The organism is Lelliottia sp. EB106-05-01-XG201, assembly GCF_058791735.1.
In genome coordinates, this window is sequence record NZ_JBYTDV010000001.1 from 3,931,110 (window position 1) to 3,949,269 (window position 18,160).

Consider the following 18,160-nt stretch of genomic DNA (forward strand, 5'->3'; position numbering starts at 1 on the left):
CATGATTGATTCGCCCCGCGTATGTGTTCAGGTGCAAAGTGTCTATATCGAGTCTCAGTCCACGCCGGACGAAGAACGTTTTGTTTTTGCTTACACCGTAACCATTCGCAATCTGGGGCGGATGCCTGTGCAACTGCTCGGGCGCTACTGGCTTATCACCAACGGCAATGGCCGTGAAATTGAAGTTCAGGGTGAAGGTGTGGTCGGCGAACAGCCCCACATCGCCCCTGGCGAAGAGTTTCAGTACACCAGCGGTGCCGTCATAGAGACACCGATGGGCACCATGCAGGGCCATTACGAAATGGTCGATCCAGACGGCAATACCTTCCGTATTGCTGTTCCTGTTTTCCGTCTCGCCGTTCCTACTTTCATTCATTAAAAATATGTCTACATATCTCATTGGCGACGTTCACGGTTGCTACGATGAACTGATCGCATTGCTTAAACAGGTCGATTTTACGCCTGGACAAGACACCCTCTGGCTGACGGGCGATTTAGTGGCGCGCGGGCCGGGCTCACTGGACGTCTTGCGCTTCGTTAAATCGCTGGGCGACAGCGTGCGCGTGGTGCTGGGTAATCACGATCTGCATCTGCTGGCGGTGTTTGCCGGCATCAGTCGCAACAAGCCGAAAGACAGGATCACGCCGCTGCTGGAAGCACCAGACGCCGACGAGCTGCTCAACTGGCTGCGTCGTCAGCCGCTGCTGCAGGTCGACGAAGAGATGAAGCTGGTGATGGCCCACGCCGGGATCACGCCGCAGTGGGATCTGCAGACCGCCAAAGAGTGCGCACGCGATGTCGAAGCGGTGCTGGCGAGCGACTCCTATCCGTTCTTCCTTGATGCGATGTACGGCGATATGCCGAACAACTGGAGCCCGGAGCTAAGCGGTCTGGCGCGCCTGCGCTTCGTGACCAATGCCTTTACCCGCATGCGCTACTGCTTCCCGAACGGTCAGCTGGATATGTACTGCAAAGACACGCCGGAAAACGCCCCTGCGCCGCTGAAGCCGTGGTTTGCCATTCCTGGCCCGGTAACGGATGAGTACAGCGTGGTGTTTGGCCACTGGGCGTCGCTGGAAGGCAAAGGCACACCAGAAAATATTTACGGGCTGGATACGGGATGCTGCTGGGGCGGGAATTTAACCTGTCTGCGCTGGGAAGATAAAACGTATTTTGTTCAGCCGTCGAACCGGCATCTTGAGTTAGGGGATGGCGAGGCGGTTGCCTCCTGATGTCATTGCCGGATGGCGGCATACGTTCTTAGATGGTCTTTTGTAGGCCTGATAAGCGAAGCGCCATCAGGCAAACTCACCGCACAAGTGCCGGATGGCGGCTTCGCCTTATCCGGCCTACGTTCTTAGATGGTCCTTCGTAGGCCTGATAAGCGAAGCGCCATCAGGCAAACTTACCGCACGAATGCCGAATGGCGGCTTCGCCTTAACGACGCTCTAACACTTCGAAGCAATAGCTGTGCGAGTTCTGCGCGTCAGCGTCGTGGAATTCGCTGAACACAGATTCCCACTCGTCAGGATCGTAGTCCGGGAAATGCGTGTCCCCTTCCACTTCCGCGTCAATGTGGGTCAAATAGAGCTTCTGCGCTTTTGGCAGGAATTGCTCGTAAACGCGGCCCCCACCAATCACCATAATCTCTTCTGCGTCGCCGCAAGCGGCAATCGCATCGTCGACGGATTTTACCCATTCAACGCGATCGTCGGTACCCGGCTGGCTACTGATAACGATGTTCTTACGACCCGGCAACGGACGACCGATTGACTCCCAGGTCAGGCGGCCCATCACTACCGGCTTGTTAAGCGTGGTACGTTTAAACCATGCGAGATCGGCAGGCAGGTTCCACGGCATGGCGTTTTCCATACCGATAACGCGGTCTACCGCCAGCGCTGCAATCAGACTGATCATTGAAAATTTCCCGGATGCAAAAAATTGCCGCCACTATACGGAAAGCTTAATCTTTCGTCGACTGGCGGCAGAGTAAAGAACGGGAAATATTTCAATATTGCTGGCAACTCCACTTCACGCCAGAGGTTTACTCTCCGGTTCATCCTTCGGATCGCCGGTATGTTTGCCCTCTTCCGTGCCCTGCCAGCCGTGACGCTGAGTCAACGACAGATGATTTCGATCCTCGTTGATGATCTCCGTCAGCATCGCGCTGGTGCGTTTCACTACCGCAGCGCGGGACGTCGCATCCTCTTCAGCCATCTCCACCATCTCTTCGACCATCCCAGTGTTAAACCGGCGGAACAGATCGGCCCGCTCTCGCGCTTCATAGGCACCCAGCCCTAATCCTTCCAGCGCCATGCGCCCGGATTTCAGCGCCCCTTCAAAGGTTTCACGCTCCGGCGCTTCCACCCCGGCCTGACGCAGTTTGATATAGTGGTCCACATCGCGCGCACGGGAGATGATTTTCAGGTTCGGGAAATGCTCCATCGCCAGCTCAGCCAGCTGGAGGCTGGCCTGCGGATCGTCAATCGCGTTAATCAGCACCTCGGCTTTCGCCGCCCCGGCGGATTCCAGCAGATCGACGCGCGTCGCATCGCCGTAAAAGACCTTCATGCCAAATTTACGCAGAGTTTCAATGTGGTCAGGATCGTGATCCAGAATGACCATTTTCACTCCACTGGAGAGCAGCAAGCGGCCAGTGATCTGTCCGAAGCGGCCAAACCCGGCGATGATCACCCGCGGCTGTTCTTCGTCAATCTCATCCGCTTCGCGGTCCTGCCCGCTGCCGGATTGCTCCAGACGCGTAAGCAGCACCAGTAAAATCGGCGTGGCTGCCATCGACAGCGCCACCGCCAGGGTCAGCGCCTTCGCCCACTCGGCGTCGAGCACGTTCGCCATCTGCGCCGCACCAAACACCACGAAGGCAAATTCACTCCCCTGCCCCAGCAGTACCGCAAACCAGCGGCGCTGTTTATTCGGCACATTCAGCGGGCGGGCGATCAGCCACAGCATGCCCATTTTAATGACCAGGAAACCGACCAGTAGGATCAGAATGCGCAGCGGGTGCGTCACCAGCGTGCCAAAGTCGATGGACATCCCGACGCCGATAAAGAACAGCCCCAGCAGCAACCCTTTAAACGGCTCGATATCGCTTTCCAGCGCATGACGGTATTCGGAGCTGGCCAGCAGCACGCCCGCGAGGAATGCCCCCATCGCCATCGACAGACCGGCCTCTTCGAGCAGCAGACCAAAACCGAAGACCAGGAACAGTGCCACGGCGCTGAACACTTCCCGCAGCCCGGAGCGCGCGACAAAACGCAGCAGCGGACGCGTCACATACCGGCCCAACAGGATCACCAGCGCCAGCGCGCCCGCCACTTTCAGCGCCGACAGAGCAAAAGCCCCCAGCGTAGTGGACGAACCGCTCGCCGCCAGCAGCGGGATCATCGCCACCAGCGGAATCGCGGCGATATCCTGGAACAGCAAAACGGAGAAGGTGCTGCGCCCCATCTGGGACACCGTCAGGTTACGCTCATTCATCGCCTGCATGGCAATCGCCGTCGAGGAGAGCGCCAGGGTCATACCGATTAGCTCGGCGACCTTCCAGTCCATCCCGAGCAGAATACAGAAACCGCCCAGCAGCGCGCCGCAGGCGATCATCTGCAACGCCCCGCCGCCAAACACCGAGGCGCGCAGTTTCCACAGACGCTGCGGGTCGAGCTCCAGACCAATGACAAAAAGCATCAGCACCACGCCGATTTCGGCGAAATGCAGAATAGACTCGGCGTCCGTGACCAGCCCCAGCCCCCACGGGCCGATGGCGCAACCGGCGATCAAATACCCGAGCACCGAGCCCAGCCCCAGTCGCACCGCCACCGGAACGATCAGCGCGGCCGCACCCAGGTAGATCAATGCCTGTATCAGCGTATGGCTATCCATGGTGGTGCTCCTGCCAGTCGAGTAGACGTTGTTTGTAGTGACGGGCCTGCGCCTGCAAGGTTTCGTCGTCGCAGACAAAGGTGCAGTGCATGGCGAAAGGCGGCAGCCACTGCAATCCGCAGTACACCGCCGTCGCCTGCAGCGGCTGAGACAGCACCTCAAATCCCGGATGTTCGCCAATATCGAAATGACTTTCCCCACCCCCAGTGGTCACGGCCCACATCAGGCTTTTGCCTTTCAGCGCGTGACCGTTATGCCCGTAGGCCCAGCCGTGGGAGAAAACTTTGTCGATCCACAGCTTGAGCAGCGGCGGCGTGCTGTACCACTGCATCGGGTGCTGCCAGACGATCAGATCCGCGCGGGCAATCGCCTCCTGTTCGGCGGCAATATCGATGTTGAAATCGGGATAGAGTTGATAGAGGGAGCGTATTTCTACGCCGTCAATTTCCCTGACTTGATCGAGCATTCGCTTATTCGCATGCGAGTGTTGCGGATAAGGATGCGCGTAAATGATTAAAATCATGAATTAGCCTGTTGTTTTACTGCGCTCTTTTAACCAAAGAGTGTAGTCAGTTATTCAACAGGCTAATAGTCAATATTCTTGACGGGCTAAGAGGATAATTCTGAATCAGCCCGGCGCGGAAAATGTCTTAGTTATCCAGTTCACTCATGTTCTTAACCTGGTCGCGGTTAATTTGCTCGGTTTTACCGGTTTCAGCGTTTTTATAAGAGACCAGACCGGTATCGTCATCGACCTGCGGTTTACCGTCGGTGACGATGGTTCTGCCGTCGGTAGTTTTGACCGCCTGGTTGGATGAACAACCGGCAACGGTAAAGAGGGCTGCTGCAGCAAAAATTGAGGTAGCCAGAAGTTTATTTCGCATGGTGTTCTCCCTGCTTTTCAGTTGAATTTAATTATCGACCTAACCATTTTAGGCTAACTGACTGACGGGAGATGGAAAACCAGAACACTCTGAAGAAGTACGGTGAGGGTTGTTGCCGGGTGGCGGCTTCGCCTTACCCGGCCTACAGGTGGAGAATGTGAGTTTTGTAGGGCGGGTAAGCGCAGCGCCACCCGCCAGAGGTCCGCACGGAAAACAAATTGCCGGGTGGCGGCTGCGCCTTACGCGGCCTACAGGTGGAAAATGTGGTTTTGTAGGGCGGGTAAGCGCAGCGCCACCCGCCTGAGGACCGCACGGAAAACAAATTGCCGGGTGGCGGCTGCGCCTTACCCGGCCTACAGGTGGAAATGTGGGTTTTGTAGGGCGGGTAAGCGCAGCGCCACCCGCCAGAGGTCCGCACGGAAAAAACATGCCGGGTGGCGGCTACGCCTTACCCGGCCTACAGGTGGAAAATGTGGTTTTGTAGGGCGGGTAAGCGCAGCGCCACCCGCCGGATACACGCGGGGCGGCTTACTTGTTAATTTGCGCGTGCATTTCCTGCACCGAAATCACCTTCTCGGTGGCATCCGCGTTCAACGCCATCGCTGTCGCGAAACCGCCGTTCAGGGTGGTGTCGTAATGCACTTTGTACTGCAGCGCGCTGCGGCGAATCAGCTTGGAGTCCTCAATCGCCTGACGACCTGCGGTGGTGTTGATGATGTAGGTGTACTCGCCATTCTTGATACGGTCCTGAATGTGCGGACGACCTTCATGCACCTTGTTGACCAGACGCGGGTTGATACCGGCTTCACCCAGCACGATAGCCGTGCCGTGGGTCGCATCCAGCTCAAAGCCCTGTTTCAGCAGTTTCGCCGCCAGGTCTACCACACGCTCTTTGTCGCCTTCGCGCACGGAGAGAAGCGCACGGCCCTGCTTTCTCATGGTCGAGCTGCTGCCCAACTGTGCTTTAGCGAAAGCTTCCGCGAAGGTACGGCCCACGCCCATGACTTCACCGGTTGAGCGCATCTCTGGCCCTAACAGCGGGTCAACGCCCGGGAATTTGTTGAATGGCAGGACCACCTCTTTCACCGAGTAGTACGGTGGGATGATCTCTTTGGTCACGCCCTGCTGAGTCAGCGTCTGGCCCGCCATCACGCGCGCCGCCACTTTCGCCAGCGGAATCCCGGTCGCTTTGGAGACGAACGGCACGGTACGCGCCGCACGCGGGTTCACTTCAATCAGGTAGACTTCGTTATCTTTCACCGCGAACTGGACGTTCATCAGGCCGCGAACCTGCAGCTCAAAGGCCAGTTTCTGCACCTGCTGGCGCATCACATCCTGAATTTCCTGGCTCAGGGTGTAGGCTGGCAGAGAACACGCGGAGTCACCGGAGTGCACGCCCGCCTGCTCGATGTGCTCCATGATGCCACCAATCAGCACCATTTCGCCGTCGCAGATGGCATCCACGTCCACTTCTACCGCGTCGTCAAGGAAGCGGTCGAGCAGCACCGGCGCATCGTTAGAGACGCTCACCGCAGTCTGGAAGTAGCGGCGCAGGTCAGCTTCGTCGTAGACGATTTCCATCGCGCGGCCGCCCAGTACGTAGGACGGGCGCACCACCAGCGGGTAGCCAATCTCTTTCGCCTTCTCAACCGCCATTTCAATCGCGGTCACAGTGGCGTTCGCCGGTTGTTTCAGCTTCAGACGGTCAACCGCCTGCTGGAAACGCTCGCGGTCTTCCGCGCGGTCAATCGCATCCGGGCTGGTGCCGATAACCGGCACACCTGCTGCTTCCAGCGCACGCGCCAGTTTCAGCGGGGTCTGGCCGCCGTACTGTACGATAACGCCTTTTGGCTTCTCGATGCGCACGATTTCCAGCACGTCTTCCAGCGTTACCGGCTCGAAGTAGAGGCGGTCAGAGGTGTCGTAGTCAGTCGATACGGTTTCCGGGTTACAGTTGACCATGATGGTCTCGTAACCGTCTTCACGCAGCGCCAGAGAGGCGTGTACGCAGCAGTAGTCGAACTCGATGCCCTGGCCGATACGGTTTGGACCGCCGCCCAGCACCATGATTTTATCGCGGTCGGTGGACGGATTCGCTTCACACTCGTCTTCGTACGTGGAGTACATGTAGGCGGTGTCGGTGGCAAACTCAGCCGCACAGGTGTCCACGCGTTTGTAGACCGGGTGCAGGTTGTACTGGTCGCGCAGCTTGCGGATTTCAGATTCACGCACACCCGCCAGTTTCGCCAGACGCGCATCGGCGAAGCCTTTGCGTTTCAGCATACGCAGGAAGTCAGCGTCGAGACCGGTGATGCCCATCTCTGCCACTTTCTCTTCGAGGCGCACCAGCTCTTCGATTTGCACCAGGAACCAGCGGTCGATGTTGGTCAGGTTGAAGACGCCGTCGACGGACAGGCCCGCGCGGAAGGCATCGGCGATGTACCAGATACGCTCAGCGCCCGCGTCTTTCAGCTCGCGGCGGATTTTGGTCAGCGCTTCCGGGTCATCCAGGCTCACTTTCGGGTCGAAGCCCATCGCGCCCACTTCGAGGCCGCGCAGCGCTTTCTGCAGAGATTCCTGCTGAGTACGGCCAATCGCCATCACTTCGCCGACGGATTTCATCTGGGTGGTCAGACGGTCGTTCGCGCCCGCGAATTTCTCGAAGTTGAAGCGAGGAATCTTAGTCACAACATAGTCGATGGACGGTTCAAACGAGGCCGGAGTACGACCGCCGGTGATGTCGTTCATCAGCTCGTCGAGGGTGTAACCCACGGCCAGTTTCGCCGCCACTTTCGCAATCGGGAAACCGGTCGCTTTGGAGGCCAGCGCCGAGGAGCGGGATACGCGCGGGTTCATTTCGATAACAATCAGGCGACCATTTTTCGGGTTTACGGAGAACTGCACGTTGGACCCGCCGGTTTCGACGCCGATTTCACGCAGTACCGCCATCGAGGCGTTACGCATGATTTGGTACTCTTTGTCGGTCAGGGTCTGAGCCGGTGCCACGGTGATGGAGTCGCCGGTGTGGATACCCATCGCATCGAAGTTTTCGATAGAGCAGACGATGATGCAGTTGTCGTTTTTATCACGCACCACTTCCATCTCGTACTCTTTCCAGCCAATCAGCGACTCGTCAATCAGCAGCTCTTTGGTTGGGGAAAGATCCAGACCGCGTTCGCAAATCTCTTCGAACTCTTCGCGGTTGTAGGCGATACCGCCGCCGGTGCCGCCCATGGTGAAGGAAGGACGGATGATGCACGGATAGCCCACGTCAGCGGCAACCGCCAGCGCTTCTTCCATGGTGTGTGCGATGCCGGAGCGCGCGGTGTCGAGGCCGATTTTCTTCATCGCCACGTCGAAACGGCGGCGGTCTTCAGCTTTATCAATCGCGTCAGCGGTGGCACCAATCATGGTCACGCCGAACTCGGCCAGTACGCCCTGACGTTCCAGCTCCAGCGCGCAGTTCAGCGCGGTCTGGCCGCCCATGGTTGGCAGCACGGCGTCCGGACGCTCTTTTTCGATGATTTTGCGTACCACTTCCCAGTGAATCGGCTCGATGTAGGTCGCATCGGCCATTTCCGGGTCGGTCATGATGGTGGCCGGGTTAGAGTTCACCAGAATAACGCGGTAACCCTCTTCGCGCAGGGCTTTACACGCCTGTGCGCCGGAGTAGTCGAATTCGCAGGCCTGGCCGATAACGATCGGACCAGCGCCAAGGATCAGGATGCTTTTTATATCTGTACGTTTTGGCATTTTTTTCTCGGCTCCTGATTATTTAGCGGTCTGACGGTATTGCTCGATAAGTTCGATGAAGTGATCGAACAGCGGCGCGGCATCGTGCGGGCCTGGGCTGGCTTCAGGGTGACCCTGGAAGCTAAACGCCGGTTTGTCGGTGCGATGGATACCCTGCAGGGTATGGTCGAACAGCGACTTGTGGGTGACGCGCAGGTTGGCAGGCATTGACGCCTCGTCCACCGCAAAACCGTGGTTCTGCGCGGTAATCATCACCGTGTTGTTGTCGATATCTTTCACCGGGTGGTTACCACCGTGGTGGCCGAACTTCATCTTGACGGTTTTCGCACCGCTCGCCAGCGCCAGCAGCTGATGGCCGAGGCAGATGCCAAATACCGGAATATCGGTTTCGAGGAAGCTTTTAATCGCTTCAATCGCGTACTCGCACGGCGCCGGGTCACCAGGGCCGTTGGAGAGGAAGATCCCGTCCGGATTCATCTTCAGTACTTCGTCCGCAGGCGTTTTCGCCGGAACCACCGTCAGGCGGCAGCCGCGGTCCACCAGCATACGCAGGATGTTGCGCTTCGCGCCGTAGTCGTAGGCGACCACGTGGAACGGCAGCTCTTCTTCTTTCTTCGCTTCCGGCAGTTCGCCCGCCAGCGTCCAGCTCCCCTGCGTCCAGCTATAAGCTTCCGCGGTGGTCACTTCTTTCGCCAGGTCCATCCCGTTCAGGCCAGGGAAGGCTTTCGCTTTTTCCTGCGCCAGGGCCGCATCCAGGTTATCGCCCGCGATGATGCAGCCGTTCTGTGCGCCCTTCTCGCGCAGCAGACGGGTCAACTTACGGGTATCGATATCGGCAATCGCCACGATGTTGTGACGCTTCAGGTAAGAAGAGAGGTCTTCGGTGTTGCGGTAGTTGCTGGCAATCAGCGGCAGGTCGCGAATAATCAGACCTTGTGCGTGGACCTGGGAAGATTCGGCATCGGCTTCGTTGGTGCCGACATTACCAATATGAGGATAAGTAAGGGTGACGATTTGGCGGGAATAGGAAGGATCAGTGAGGATTTCTTGATAACCGGTCATTGAAGTATTGAAAACGACTTCCCCAACCGCCGAACCTGTTGCCCCTATGGCCCGACCGATAAACTGGGTTCCGTCTTCCAGAACCAATAGCGCTGACTTAATCAAAACACCCTCCAGAGAATATTCACTCACTTTATCTGCATATTAATTCACAACGACGCCATGAATCAATGCAAATTTGCTGCCAGTGGATTTTCGGCAAACGGCGGCATTCTGGGGATTTGGAGGGGTAAAGTCAACTCAAAATGGCTTTTTTGTTTATTATTTTACGCACCTTTGGCGTTTAACGGAGTTTAAGCCATAAAAAGATCAACAAAATCACGTTAGAAAACGTTTGAACGCTGAGTTTATTAGGATCTGAGTGTGAGGGGCAATAAAAACCAGACCAGATGGTCAAAATTTACAGTGCGATAACACAAAACTGAGAGAAGATGATATTTTTAACGCTTTTAGCTAAAGAAAACACGCCAAAATGGCAAAATAAAAGGGCAATAAAATATTGCCCTGTGCAATCAATCAATTAAGACTGCAATAACCACATCACGATGGGTAATAACACTTATAAATCGTTAAGATTAAGCACATCTCGCATATCAAAAAGACCGTTATCTAACGTTTTAAGCCACAATGCGGAGCGTACTGCGCCGTTGGCAAAGGTCATACGGCTGGATGCTTTGTGGGTAATCTCCACGCGCTCGCCAATATCGGCGAAGATCGCCGTGTGTTCGCCGACGATATCGCCCGCACGCACTGTCGCAAAGCCGATGGTGCCCGGAACACGCTCGCCGGTATGCCCTTCGCGAGCGTAGACCGCGCAGTCCTTTAAATCCTTATCAAGTGCATAAGCAATCGCTTCGCCCATCGCCAGCGCCGTACCGGACGGAGCATCCACTTTATGCCGGTGGTGCGCTTCGATAATCTCGATGTCCGTGTATTCGCCCATCACTTTGGCCGCTTTCTCCAGCAACTTGAGCATCACGTTGACGCCGACGCTAAAGTTAGCCGCGAAGACAATGGCGATCTCCTGGGAGGCGTCTTTGATGGCCTGTTTGCCCGCGTCGTCAAAACCGGTGGTGCCGATGACCATGCCTTTCCCGTGCTGACGGCAAAACGCCAGATGGTGCAGCGTCCCTTCCGGACGGGTGAAATCGATGAAAACGTCAAAATCGTCTTTCACCGCCTCCAGGTTGCTCTGCACGGTCACGCCCGTCTTGCCTACGCCTGCCAGTTCGCCCGCGTCGGTTCCCAGAAGCGAAGAGCCGTCGCGCTCCAGCGCCGCGCCAAGCGCAACGCCGTCTAACTGCAGCGCTGCCTGAATTAACTGACGGCCCATACGGCCACCCGCGCCCGCTATCGCGACACGTACCTGTGCATCATGCATAGTTATTCTCTTACGTTAAAAGTATGTAAATCGTTTTCAGATTAACCAGCCTTCGGCAATGCTGCTATCTGAAAACGCCGATAATTAGAATTTTATGATAAACAGGGAGCAGTATCAGTAAAAGACATGAGGATCAGCGAAAACCGCATGATTCACGCACCACCAGCGCCGGTGGCAGGATGATCCGTTTTGCCGGTTCGTCGTTGCCCTGAATCCGGCTGAACAGCAGCTCCCCGGCTTTACGTCCGATCTCTTTCGCCGCGACCGATACCGTGGTCAGCGCGGGCTGAACCAGCGCCGCTTCGGTGATGTCATCGAAGCCCACCAGCGCGAAATCCCGCCCCGGTTCGCGGCCCAGTTTGCGTAAACTCTGCATAACGCCGAGCGCCACAATATCCTGGTAGCAAATGGCCGCCGTGATCTGCGGATTGTCCCGCAGCAGGGTTTCCGCCACGCGTGCCCCGTCGCTCTGGCTGGCCTGCGAGGTGATGATCCACTCGGGATTCGGCGCAACGCCGTACTCCAGCAGCTGACTGGTAAAGCCGCCGATACGCTGCGCCCGCGAGCCGGAATTCTGGCTGCCGCCGATAAAGGCAATCTGGCGATGGCCCATCCGCAGCAGATGTTCGGTCGCCATTTGTGTGCCGAGGAAGTTATCCGTCCCGACAAAATCGAAATCCGGATCGTTAAGCGGGCGCACCACCATAATCGCCGGAATGTTGCGCCGCTTCAGGCCGTCGAAAAAGGCCTGCGGCGTTTCCCGGGCGGCGCACAGCACCATCCCGCCGACGTTATTGCGCATCAGAGAGTCGACAAATTTCTGCTGCCGCTGGGACGACTCTTCGCTGTTCGCCAGAAACAGCATCAGATCGTGACGCTCCATTTCGTGGCTTAATCCCGCCGTCATCTCCCCGTAAAAAGGGTTGGTGATATCGTGCAGCAGCAGTCCGACCTGATTGCTGCTGCGATTGCGCAGGTTGGCCGCCGTCTGGTTATAGACGTAGCCCGATTCATCCAGCGCTTTCAGCACCCGCTCGCGCGTCGCCTGTGAAATGCGCCCTTTGTTGCACAACACCATCGAGACCGTCGCCGTTGAGACTCCGGCCCGCTTCGCGACATCGGCCAGCGTGATTCCTGTCATAGTGACTCCTTTAAGACTTCATTCCAGATTAATCGAATAACCTATTTTTTGCATTTTTCCCTGTGAGCCTCTTCACATTCCGCCCGCTTTTTCCCCTTTCATTGCCTGGAATGGCGGGTTAATCGCGTTAACCACCCTTCTCAAACGCGGTTAATCGAATAACCTTAAGCAACGATTACGGAGGATAAAATGAGCTACTACGAGAAATATCCCACGCTCCAGATTGAAGGCTACGACGACAGCGCCTGGCAGGGTTGGGAAGCGATAACGGCCCGGCTTCGCGCCAGAACAGGCCAGCGAACCGTTCTGGTGATTGACTGCTATCCGGGCGTTCGCCTGGCCGAGCTGGAAGAAAATCTGCTGTCCGCGCTGAACCCGGCCCTTGTAATTAACGCCGAACTGGCGCGGCTCGATGAGTCGGCCCTGCACCAGCTTCTGGCGCGCAACCTCACGGATGACCGCGTCTTTGGCGTGCTCTCCTGCCATCAGCTCAGCGAGTTTATCGATCCGCAAAAGCTGCACGCGCTGAAAGAGCAGGTCAGCAACGCCCCTGACGGACTGATCGTGATTTACGGCCCCGGCGCGGCGCTGGTGCATCCGGGTGATGTGCTGGTGTATGCGGATCTGCCGCGCTGGGAGATCCAGCAGCGGATGCGCAGCGGCGAGCTGGATAACTGGGGCGCAGAGAATCAGAGCGAAGACATGCTGCGTCGCTACAAGCGGGCATTCTTTGTCGAATGGCGCGTGTTCGACCGCCATAAAACCCCGCTTCTCAAACGCGCTGATTTTCTGCTGGATACCACCCTTGCTGACAACCCGGCAATGGTCACCGGCGACGCGCTGCGTGCCGGACTCAAACAAACCACCCAGCAGCCGTTTCGCGTCGTCCCCTTCTTCGACCCCGGCGTCTGGGGCGGCCAGTGGATGAAGCAAAAATTCGATCTCGATCCCTCCGCGCCCAATTACGCATGGTGTTTTGACTGTGTGCCCGAGGAGAACAGCCTGTTACTGCGTTTTGGCGCGGTGCGGATCGAGATCCCCTCTCAGGACCTGGTGTTGCTTGAGCCTCGCGCGCTGTTAGGCGAGAAAGTCCACGCGCGCTTTGGCGCCGAGTTCCCGATTCGCTTCGATTTTCTCGATACCATCGGCGGGCAGAACCTCAGTTTCCAGGTACACCCACTGACGGAGTACATCCAGCAGCAGTTTGGCATGCACTACACCCAGGATGAGAGCTACTACATTCTGGAAGCGGAGCCGGGCGCGATGGTCTATCTCGGGACCAAAACCGGCACTGAGCCGCAGGCGATGCTCGATAACCTCCGAAGCGCCGGTCGCGGCGAACAGCCGTTTGATGATGCGCGCTTTGTGAATCAGATCACGGCGAAGAAGCACGATCATTTCCTGATCCCCGCGGGAACGGTTCACTGCTCCGGTGCCGGAACGATGGTGCTGGAGATCAGCGCCACGCCGTATATCTTCACCTTCAAGCTGTGGGACTGGGGCCGCCTGGGCATGGACGGCCTGCCGCGCCCGGTGCATCTCGATCACGGCGAGAAGGTCATTGACTGGCAGCGCGATACCCGGTGGGTACATCAGCATCTGGTGAATCAGGTGGAGCCGATTGCCGAGGGCGAAGGCTGGCGGGAGGAGCGCACCGGACTGCACGAGCGCGAATTTATCGAAACGCGTCGCCACTGGTTTAGCGCCCCGGTCGTGCATCACACCCACGGCGGCGTCAACGTGCTCAATCTGGTGGAAGGCGATCGAGCCATCGTCGACAGCCCGAGCGGCGCCTTTGCTCCTTTCACCGTGCGTTACGCCGAGACCTTTATCATCCCGGCAGATGTCGGCGAATACCGCATCTCACCGACCGGTGAAACTTCCGACAAGCCGCTCGCCACCATCAAAGCCTGGGTAAGGGGGTAATCATGATCCGATTTATTGTCGCCACCCACGGGCCGCTAGCCAGCGCGCTGCTGCAAAGCGGGCAGATGGTATATGGCGAGCTTCCTCATATTCAGGCGGTGTGCCTGACGGAACAGGCGGGCATCGAAGGCTTTCGCCGCGAGTTTGCCGCGGTGCTGGAAGCCGCCAGCGCACAGGCCGACGGGGTGCTGGTACTGTGCGATATGCAGAGCGGAACGCCGTGGAACGTGGCCTGCGAAGCGGCCTTTAATCCCCACACCCAGCCGCCGGTCGCCGTGGTGGCCGGGGTGAATTTCCCGATGCTGCTGCAGACCGACGACGTGGCGCACCTGCCCGACGTCAATATCGCGGCGGCCCGACTGATTGAACTGACCCATCCTACGTTGATTCAGGCAAAACCTGTCGTCTCAGCGCAGTCAGATGACTTTTAAGGAGCATGCTATGAGTATTTCATTTGTACGCATTGATGACCGGGTGATCCACGGGCAGCTCATCACGCGCTGGGCCAAAGAGCTGCCCTGTGACGGTATCGTCGCCATTGACGATGCGGTCGCGGCCGATCCGCTGCTCTCCTCGGTGATGAAAGGGGCGGTCTCCGACACCAAAGTGTGGCTGTTCGATACCCCCACTGCCATCGAAAAACTGCCGAAGGTGATTGCCAGCGAGAAGCGCTATTTCGTGATTGGCAAATCGCCCGTCACCCTGCAGCGTCTTGAGCAGGCGGGTATTAGCCTGAAAAACAGCAACGGCAAAATCAACGTCGGGCCAATGAGCGCCCGCGCCAATACCACCACCATCGGCCCCAATCAGTCTGTCACCACCGACGAAGCTGCCGCGTTTGAGTGGCTGACGGCGCAGGGGCATAACGTTGAGTTTCGCCTCGTGCCGGATGCCAGCTTTTACACCTGGCAGGACGCCCGCCAGAAGCTGAAATGAGGAGCGCAGAATGATTATCGAAGCGTCATTAATTGGGCTGCTGTGCTATCTCGGCGCACTCAGCAGCCCGTGGCTGCTGGGCCTGACCGGCGGCTGGTATTTGATCTCCCGTCCGCTGGTTTCCGGCATGCTGGTCGGTCTGATTCTGGGCGATGTGAAAACCGGGATCATGATCGGCGTGGCGGTGCAGGCGGTTTATATTGCGATGGTCACGCCGGGCGGCTCAATGCCTGCGGATCTGAACTTCGTCGCCTACCCCGCCATTGCGCTGGGCATTCTCTCCGGAAAAGGGCCGGAGGTGGCCGTGGCGCTAGCGGCGACCATCGGCATCGCCGGAACCATTCTGTTCAACGCGATGATGGTGCTGAACTCGTACTGGAACCACCGCGCCGATGTGGCGCTGGAGAAAGGCGATGAGCGCGGGATCTACTTCAACAGCGCCATCGGGCCGCAGGCGATGAACTTTGTCCTGCGCTTTGTGCCGACCTTTATCGCGGTCTATTTCGGCGCGCAGTACATCAGCGGGTTTATGGACAGCCTGCCGAAAATCGTGCTCTCCACCATGAACGTGCTGGGCGGGATTTTGCCTGCGGTGGGGATCGCCATTCTGCTGAAACAGATCATCAAAAATTACACCATGCTGATCTACTTCCTCGTCGGCTTTATCTGCATCGTTTTCCTGAAGCTGAACATGGTGGCGCTGGTGATCGTCGGCAGCCTGCTGGCGCTGATCCACTATAACTACAAACCGGAAGCCCCGCAGGCGGTGGCTGCACGCCGGGTTGACGACGATGAGGATGAATTCTGATGGAAGAGCGTAAATTAACCCGCAAAGATCTGCGCCGCTGCTGGCGCGCGTGGATGATGCACAACCTGTCGTCGATGAGTTTTGAGCGTCTGGAATCGTTCGGCTTCTGTCTGAGCATGCTCCCGGTGGCGAAAAAACTCTACCCGGATGCCACTCAGCGCAAGGAGATGCTTAAGCGCCATGCGTCGTTCTACAACACCGAGCCGCAAATCGGCGCGATCGTCAACGGAATGGCGCTGGGCCTGGAAGAGAAAAAAGCCAACGGCGAACCGATCGACGGCGAGACCATTAACACCCTCAAAGTCGGGCTGATGGGGCCGATCGCCGGGATCGGCGATTCGATGATCCCCGGCATGCTGATCCCGATCCTGCTCAGCATCGGGATGGCGCTGGCGGCGGGCGGCAATATTCTCGGCCCGCTGTTCTACACCGTCGCGTGGCTGGCGATCATCATTCCGGGCTCCTGGTATCTGTTCCTCAAGGGCTATCAGATGGGCTCGGGGTCGGTGGAGATGCTGGTCAGCAGCAAATCGACTCGCCTGCGTGAGGCCCTGTCGTTGCTGGGTGTGTTCGTCATGGGTGGCGTGGCGGCGAGCTACGTGAAGCTCGGCACCGGGCTGGAGTTCATCACCAAAGACGGCGTGAACATTCATATACAGCAGATGCTCGACGGGATTTTCCCGCAGCTGTTGCCGCTGATTGTGGTGCTAGGGACCTGGTATCTGATGGCGAAACGCGGCGTGTCGCCGGTGAAAGCGATGGTGTTGCTGCTGGTTCTGGCGGCCGCGGGCGTGGCGAGCGGATTGTTTGCCTGAGGATGAAAAATGTCGGGTGGCGGCTACGCCTTACCCGACCTACAAAACCCCGAATCGTAGGCCGGGTAAGGCGTAGCCGCCACCCGGCAAAAGGTCAGGTTCGAGCGGTTTATTGCCCGGTGGCGCTGCGCTTACCGGGCCTACGTTTACACTGTTTATGGATGGAAATTCTGCCACAGCTCCGCCGTTCGATCCGGGCGGGAGATAAACTGGAAGCGCGCCGGGTCATCAATAAACTGCTGATAAATCGGCGCGTCGGTAATGCCAAACTCACTGTAACGACGCGGCGTGATGGTCTGCAGCCGCCCCGGCTGATAGTGAGGGTTGTGCTGCCAGATAATGTGATTCCCCTGCACCAGCGGATACCAGGCCAGCCCCTTGCGCGCGCGAACCGCGTCGTATTCAAACCCGTACTCCCGGTCGCACCACGCGCCGAACGTCAGCGGTACATCGGGCGAAGCGGAGATGGTGGCGTGCCCCCATCCCGGCGGAACCAGCATTTTATCGCCTGGCCCGGCGAGCACCGCGAAACAGCGCCCCGGATCGTCTTCGACCCTTTCCTGCATGTAGATAATCGCTTTGCCCTGCCAGATCTCGTACAGCTCCGGCGGCGACCAGCCGCTGTGCTGGCTGATACGATGCACATGCCCCTGGCTGCGCACCGGTTCATCGCCCAGCGTCCCGGCGGCATAGGTCACGACGCCGAACAGCAGCATCCGTTTTTCCAGCTCCTGGCGATCCGCCAACCGCGCGACGTCCATCGCGATGGCATAGACCTGCTCCGGCCCGGTGCAGTCAGGGTTGCGCAGCGACGGACGAATCTGATCCAGCGTGCGGATCTCCGGCATCGGCCCGGTAACGTCATCGCCGTAGCTAAAACCAAGCGGCTGATGGGTGATGGTCATCTCCAGCCCAAACTTATCCATGTCGCACCTCCCAGCCACTTTCTGAGACAAAAACGCGAAGGGCGAAACCGCCTGCCAGCGCGGCGTAATCGTGCCCGGCCACCGTCGGCCAGACGGCTAATGATGAGAGCGTTTCAGTTCCGGTGTTGATTAAGCGGTGCGCGGTGAAGGGAGGAATAATGTGGACCGAGCCTGGCGCGACGCGTTCCAGCCGCGCTTCACCCTGCTCCGTCTGCAGTAGCAGCAAACCTTCCCCGCTCAGCCCGAAATAGACTTCGCCCTGCTCCCGCTGTTTATGAAAATGGCCGCGCGTCATATAAAACTCGTCGCCAATTTTCCCGGCATTGAGATGGGTTACGCCGACATACAGCGCCCCCGCTTGCGCCGGGGAGTCGAGCATTTCCACGCTATACACGATATCGTTTGGATCGCGCTGCTGCCAGGCGAGCGTATCGCTGAACACACCCGTCAGATCGCCCACGCGCGTGGCTTTGCGGATAAGAGGACCATTGGCGAACGCGCCGCTGGCCCATGCCACCTGGGGTGGCAGGATAATATCAGGATTCATGTTTCTCTCCGGCCCAAGGAGAACGGCACGATCAGCCTATCAGATTAAACGATTAACCTGAGGTCGGGAGGGAGGAACTGTCGG

General features: G+C 58.0%; 17 protein-coding genes. 7 read left to right on the plus strand and 10 right to left on the minus strand.

Annotated elements, in window-relative coordinates; genetic code table 11:
* Position 1: 1 nt before the first annotated feature.
* Both apaG and apaH read left to right on the plus strand, forming a co-directional pair.
* Entirely contained in the window at positions 2 to 379 is a 378-nt protein-coding gene (gene apaG / locus AC3WS9_RS18335; protein WP_282491613.1) for a Co2+/Mg2+ efflux protein ApaG, read from the plus strand.
* Between the two features lie 4 nt (positions 380 to 383).
* Positions 384 to 1,232, plus strand: coding sequence for a bis(5'-nucleosyl)-tetraphosphatase (symmetrical) ApaH (gene apaH, locus AC3WS9_RS18340; protein WP_492489734.1), 849 nt, complete (start codon positions 384 to 386; stop codon positions 1,230 to 1,232).
* A gap of 205 nt (positions 1,233 to 1,437) precedes the next feature.
* Here the strand turns inward: apaH and folA are convergent, their stop codons facing one another.
* From folA to AC3WS9_RS18380, 8 genes are all read right to left on the minus strand, one after another.
* Positions 1,438 to 1,917, minus strand: a complete 480-nt coding sequence (gene folA, locus AC3WS9_RS18345) for a type 3 dihydrofolate reductase (protein WP_100777676.1) — start codon at positions 1,915 to 1,917, stop codon at positions 1,438 to 1,440.
* 114 nt (positions 1,918 to 2,031) lie between these two features.
* Entirely contained in the window at positions 2,032 to 3,897 is a 1,866-nt protein-coding gene (kefC, locus tag AC3WS9_RS18350; RefSeq protein WP_285146029.1) for a glutathione-regulated potassium-efflux system protein KefC, read from the minus strand.
* Positions 3,890 to 4,420 carry a glutathione-regulated potassium-efflux system oxidoreductase KefF gene (gene kefF / locus AC3WS9_RS18355; protein WP_285146030.1) on the minus strand — a complete coding sequence of 177 codons (531 nt, stop codon included), beginning with the start codon at positions 4,418 to 4,420 and terminating at the stop codon, positions 3,890 to 3,892. Before kefF ends, kefC begins: the two co-directional genes overlap by 8 nt.
* A gap of 127 nt (positions 4,421 to 4,547) precedes the next feature.
* A complete protein-coding gene (locus AC3WS9_RS18360; RefSeq protein WP_095280727.1) occupies positions 4,548 to 4,781 on the minus strand; it encodes a YgdI/YgdR family lipoprotein in 234 nt (77 codons plus the stop codon).
* A gap of 528 nt (positions 4,782 to 5,309) precedes the next feature.
* Positions 5,310 to 8,534 carry a carbamoyl-phosphate synthase large subunit gene (gene carB / locus AC3WS9_RS18365; protein WP_282491606.1) on the minus strand — a complete coding sequence of 1,075 codons (3,225 nt, stop codon included), beginning with the start codon at positions 8,532 to 8,534 and terminating at the stop codon, positions 5,310 to 5,312.
* An 18-nt stretch (positions 8,535 to 8,552) separates the two neighbouring features.
* Positions 8,553 to 9,701: a glutamine-hydrolyzing carbamoyl-phosphate synthase small subunit gene (gene carA / locus AC3WS9_RS18370; protein ID WP_324723525.1), complete on the minus strand. Its 1,149-nt coding sequence runs from the start codon at positions 9,699 to 9,701 to the stop codon at positions 8,553 to 8,555.
* 454 nt (positions 9,702 to 10,155) lie between these two features.
* Positions 10,156 to 10,977 (minus strand): 4-hydroxy-tetrahydrodipicolinate reductase, encoded by an 822-nt coding sequence (gene dapB / locus AC3WS9_RS18375; protein ID WP_492489738.1) that lies wholly within the window; start codon positions 10,975 to 10,977, stop codon positions 10,156 to 10,158.
* Positions 10,978 to 11,110: 133 nt separating this feature from the next.
* A complete protein-coding gene (locus tag AC3WS9_RS18380; protein WP_492489740.1) occupies positions 11,111 to 12,118 on the minus strand; it encodes a LacI family DNA-binding transcriptional regulator in 1,008 nt (335 codons plus the stop codon).
* A gap of 189 nt (positions 12,119 to 12,307) precedes the next feature.
* Here AC3WS9_RS18380 and AC3WS9_RS18385 point away from each other — a divergent pair, with 189 nt between their 5' ends.
* The 5 genes from AC3WS9_RS18385 to AC3WS9_RS18405 are packed head-to-tail and all read left to right on the plus strand — an operon-like array spanning position 12,308 to position 16,603.
* Positions 12,308 to 14,044: a class I mannose-6-phosphate isomerase gene (locus AC3WS9_RS18385; protein ID WP_492489742.1), complete on the plus strand. Its 1,737-nt coding sequence runs from the start codon at positions 12,308 to 12,310 to the stop codon at positions 14,042 to 14,044.
* A 2-nt stretch (positions 14,045 to 14,046) separates the two neighbouring features.
* The gene (locus AC3WS9_RS18390; protein WP_282491602.1) at positions 14,047 to 14,475 is read left to right on the plus strand and encodes a PTS sugar transporter subunit IIA; all 429 of its coding nucleotides are present in this window, start codon (positions 14,047 to 14,049) and stop codon (positions 14,473 to 14,475) included.
* A gap of 10 nt (positions 14,476 to 14,485) precedes the next feature.
* The gene (locus AC3WS9_RS18395; RefSeq protein WP_492489744.1) at positions 14,486 to 14,980 is read left to right on the plus strand and encodes a PTS sugar transporter subunit IIB; all 495 of its coding nucleotides are present in this window, start codon (positions 14,486 to 14,488) and stop codon (positions 14,978 to 14,980) included.
* A 10-nt stretch (positions 14,981 to 14,990) separates the two neighbouring features.
* On the plus strand, positions 14,991 to 15,788 hold the full coding sequence (locus AC3WS9_RS18400) for a PTS mannose/fructose/sorbose/N-acetylgalactosamine transporter subunit IIC (RefSeq protein WP_202674012.1): 798 nt from the start codon (positions 14,991 to 14,993) through the stop codon (positions 15,786 to 15,788).
* Positions 15,788 to 16,603: a PTS system mannose/fructose/sorbose family transporter subunit IID gene (locus tag AC3WS9_RS18405; RefSeq protein ID WP_492489746.1), complete on the plus strand. Its 816-nt coding sequence runs from the start codon at positions 15,788 to 15,790 to the stop codon at positions 16,601 to 16,603. Before AC3WS9_RS18400 ends, AC3WS9_RS18405 begins: the two co-directional genes overlap by 1 nt.
* A gap of 155 nt (positions 16,604 to 16,758) precedes the next feature.
* Here the strand turns inward: AC3WS9_RS18405 and AC3WS9_RS18410 are convergent, their stop codons facing one another.
* Entirely contained in the window at positions 16,759 to 17,529 is a 771-nt protein-coding gene (locus AC3WS9_RS18410) for a glucose-6-phosphate isomerase family protein (RefSeq protein ID WP_492489748.1), read from the minus strand.
* Positions 17,522 to 18,076, minus strand: a complete 555-nt coding sequence (locus tag AC3WS9_RS18415; RefSeq protein ID WP_492489750.1) for a glucose-6-phosphate isomerase family protein — start codon at positions 18,074 to 18,076, stop codon at positions 17,522 to 17,524. The genes AC3WS9_RS18410 and AC3WS9_RS18415 overlap by 8 nt, the downstream gene beginning before the upstream one ends.
* Between the last annotated feature and the right edge of the window lie 84 nt (positions 18,077 to 18,160).

Coding starts and splice junctions, on each gene's coding strand:
- dapB (WP_492489738.1), bottom strand. CDS start 10,977: ATGCATGATGCACAGGTACGTGTCGCGATAGCGGGCGCGGGTGGCCGT.
- AC3WS9_RS18360 (WP_095280727.1), bottom strand. CDS start 4,781: ATGCGAAATAAACTTCTGGCTACCTCAATTTTTGCTGCAGCAGCCCTC.
- AC3WS9_RS18415 (WP_492489750.1), bottom strand. CDS start 18,076: ATGAATCCTGATATTATCCTGCCACCCCAGGTGGCATGGGCCAGCGGC.
- AC3WS9_RS18400 (WP_202674012.1), top strand. CDS start 14,991: ATGATTATCGAAGCGTCATTAATTGGGCTGCTGTGCTATCTCGGCGCA.
- carB (WP_282491606.1), bottom strand. CDS start 8,534: ATGCCAAAACGTACAGATATAAAAAGCATCCTGATCCTTGGCGCTGGT.
- folA (WP_100777676.1), bottom strand. CDS start 1,917: ATGATCAGTCTGATTGCAGCGCTGGCGGTAGACCGCGTTATCGGTATG.
- kefC (WP_285146029.1), bottom strand. CDS start 3,897: ATGGATAGCCATACGCTGATACAGGCATTGATCTACCTGGGTGCGGCC.
- AC3WS9_RS18380 (WP_492489740.1), bottom strand. CDS start 12,118: ATGACAGGAATCACGCTGGCCGATGTCGCGAAGCGGGCCGGAGTCTCA.
- AC3WS9_RS18410 (WP_492489748.1), bottom strand. CDS start 17,529: ATGGATAAGTTTGGGCTGGAGATGACCATCACCCATCAGCCGCTTGGT.
- apaG (WP_282491613.1), top strand. CDS start 2: ATGATTGATTCGCCCCGCGTATGTGTTCAGGTGCAAAGTGTCTATATC.
- AC3WS9_RS18405 (WP_492489746.1), top strand. CDS start 15,788: ATGGAAGAGCGTAAATTAACCCGCAAAGATCTGCGCCGCTGCTGGCGC.
- AC3WS9_RS18390 (WP_282491602.1), top strand. CDS start 14,047: ATGATCCGATTTATTGTCGCCACCCACGGGCCGCTAGCCAGCGCGCTG.
- apaH (WP_492489734.1), top strand. CDS start 384: ATGTCTACATATCTCATTGGCGACGTTCACGGTTGCTACGATGAACTG.
- AC3WS9_RS18395 (WP_492489744.1), top strand. CDS start 14,486: ATGAGTATTTCATTTGTACGCATTGATGACCGGGTGATCCACGGGCAG.
- kefF (WP_285146030.1), bottom strand. CDS start 4,420: ATGATTTTAATCATTTACGCGCATCCTTATCCGCAACACTCGCATGCG.
- AC3WS9_RS18385 (WP_492489742.1), top strand. CDS start 12,308: ATGAGCTACTACGAGAAATATCCCACGCTCCAGATTGAAGGCTACGAC.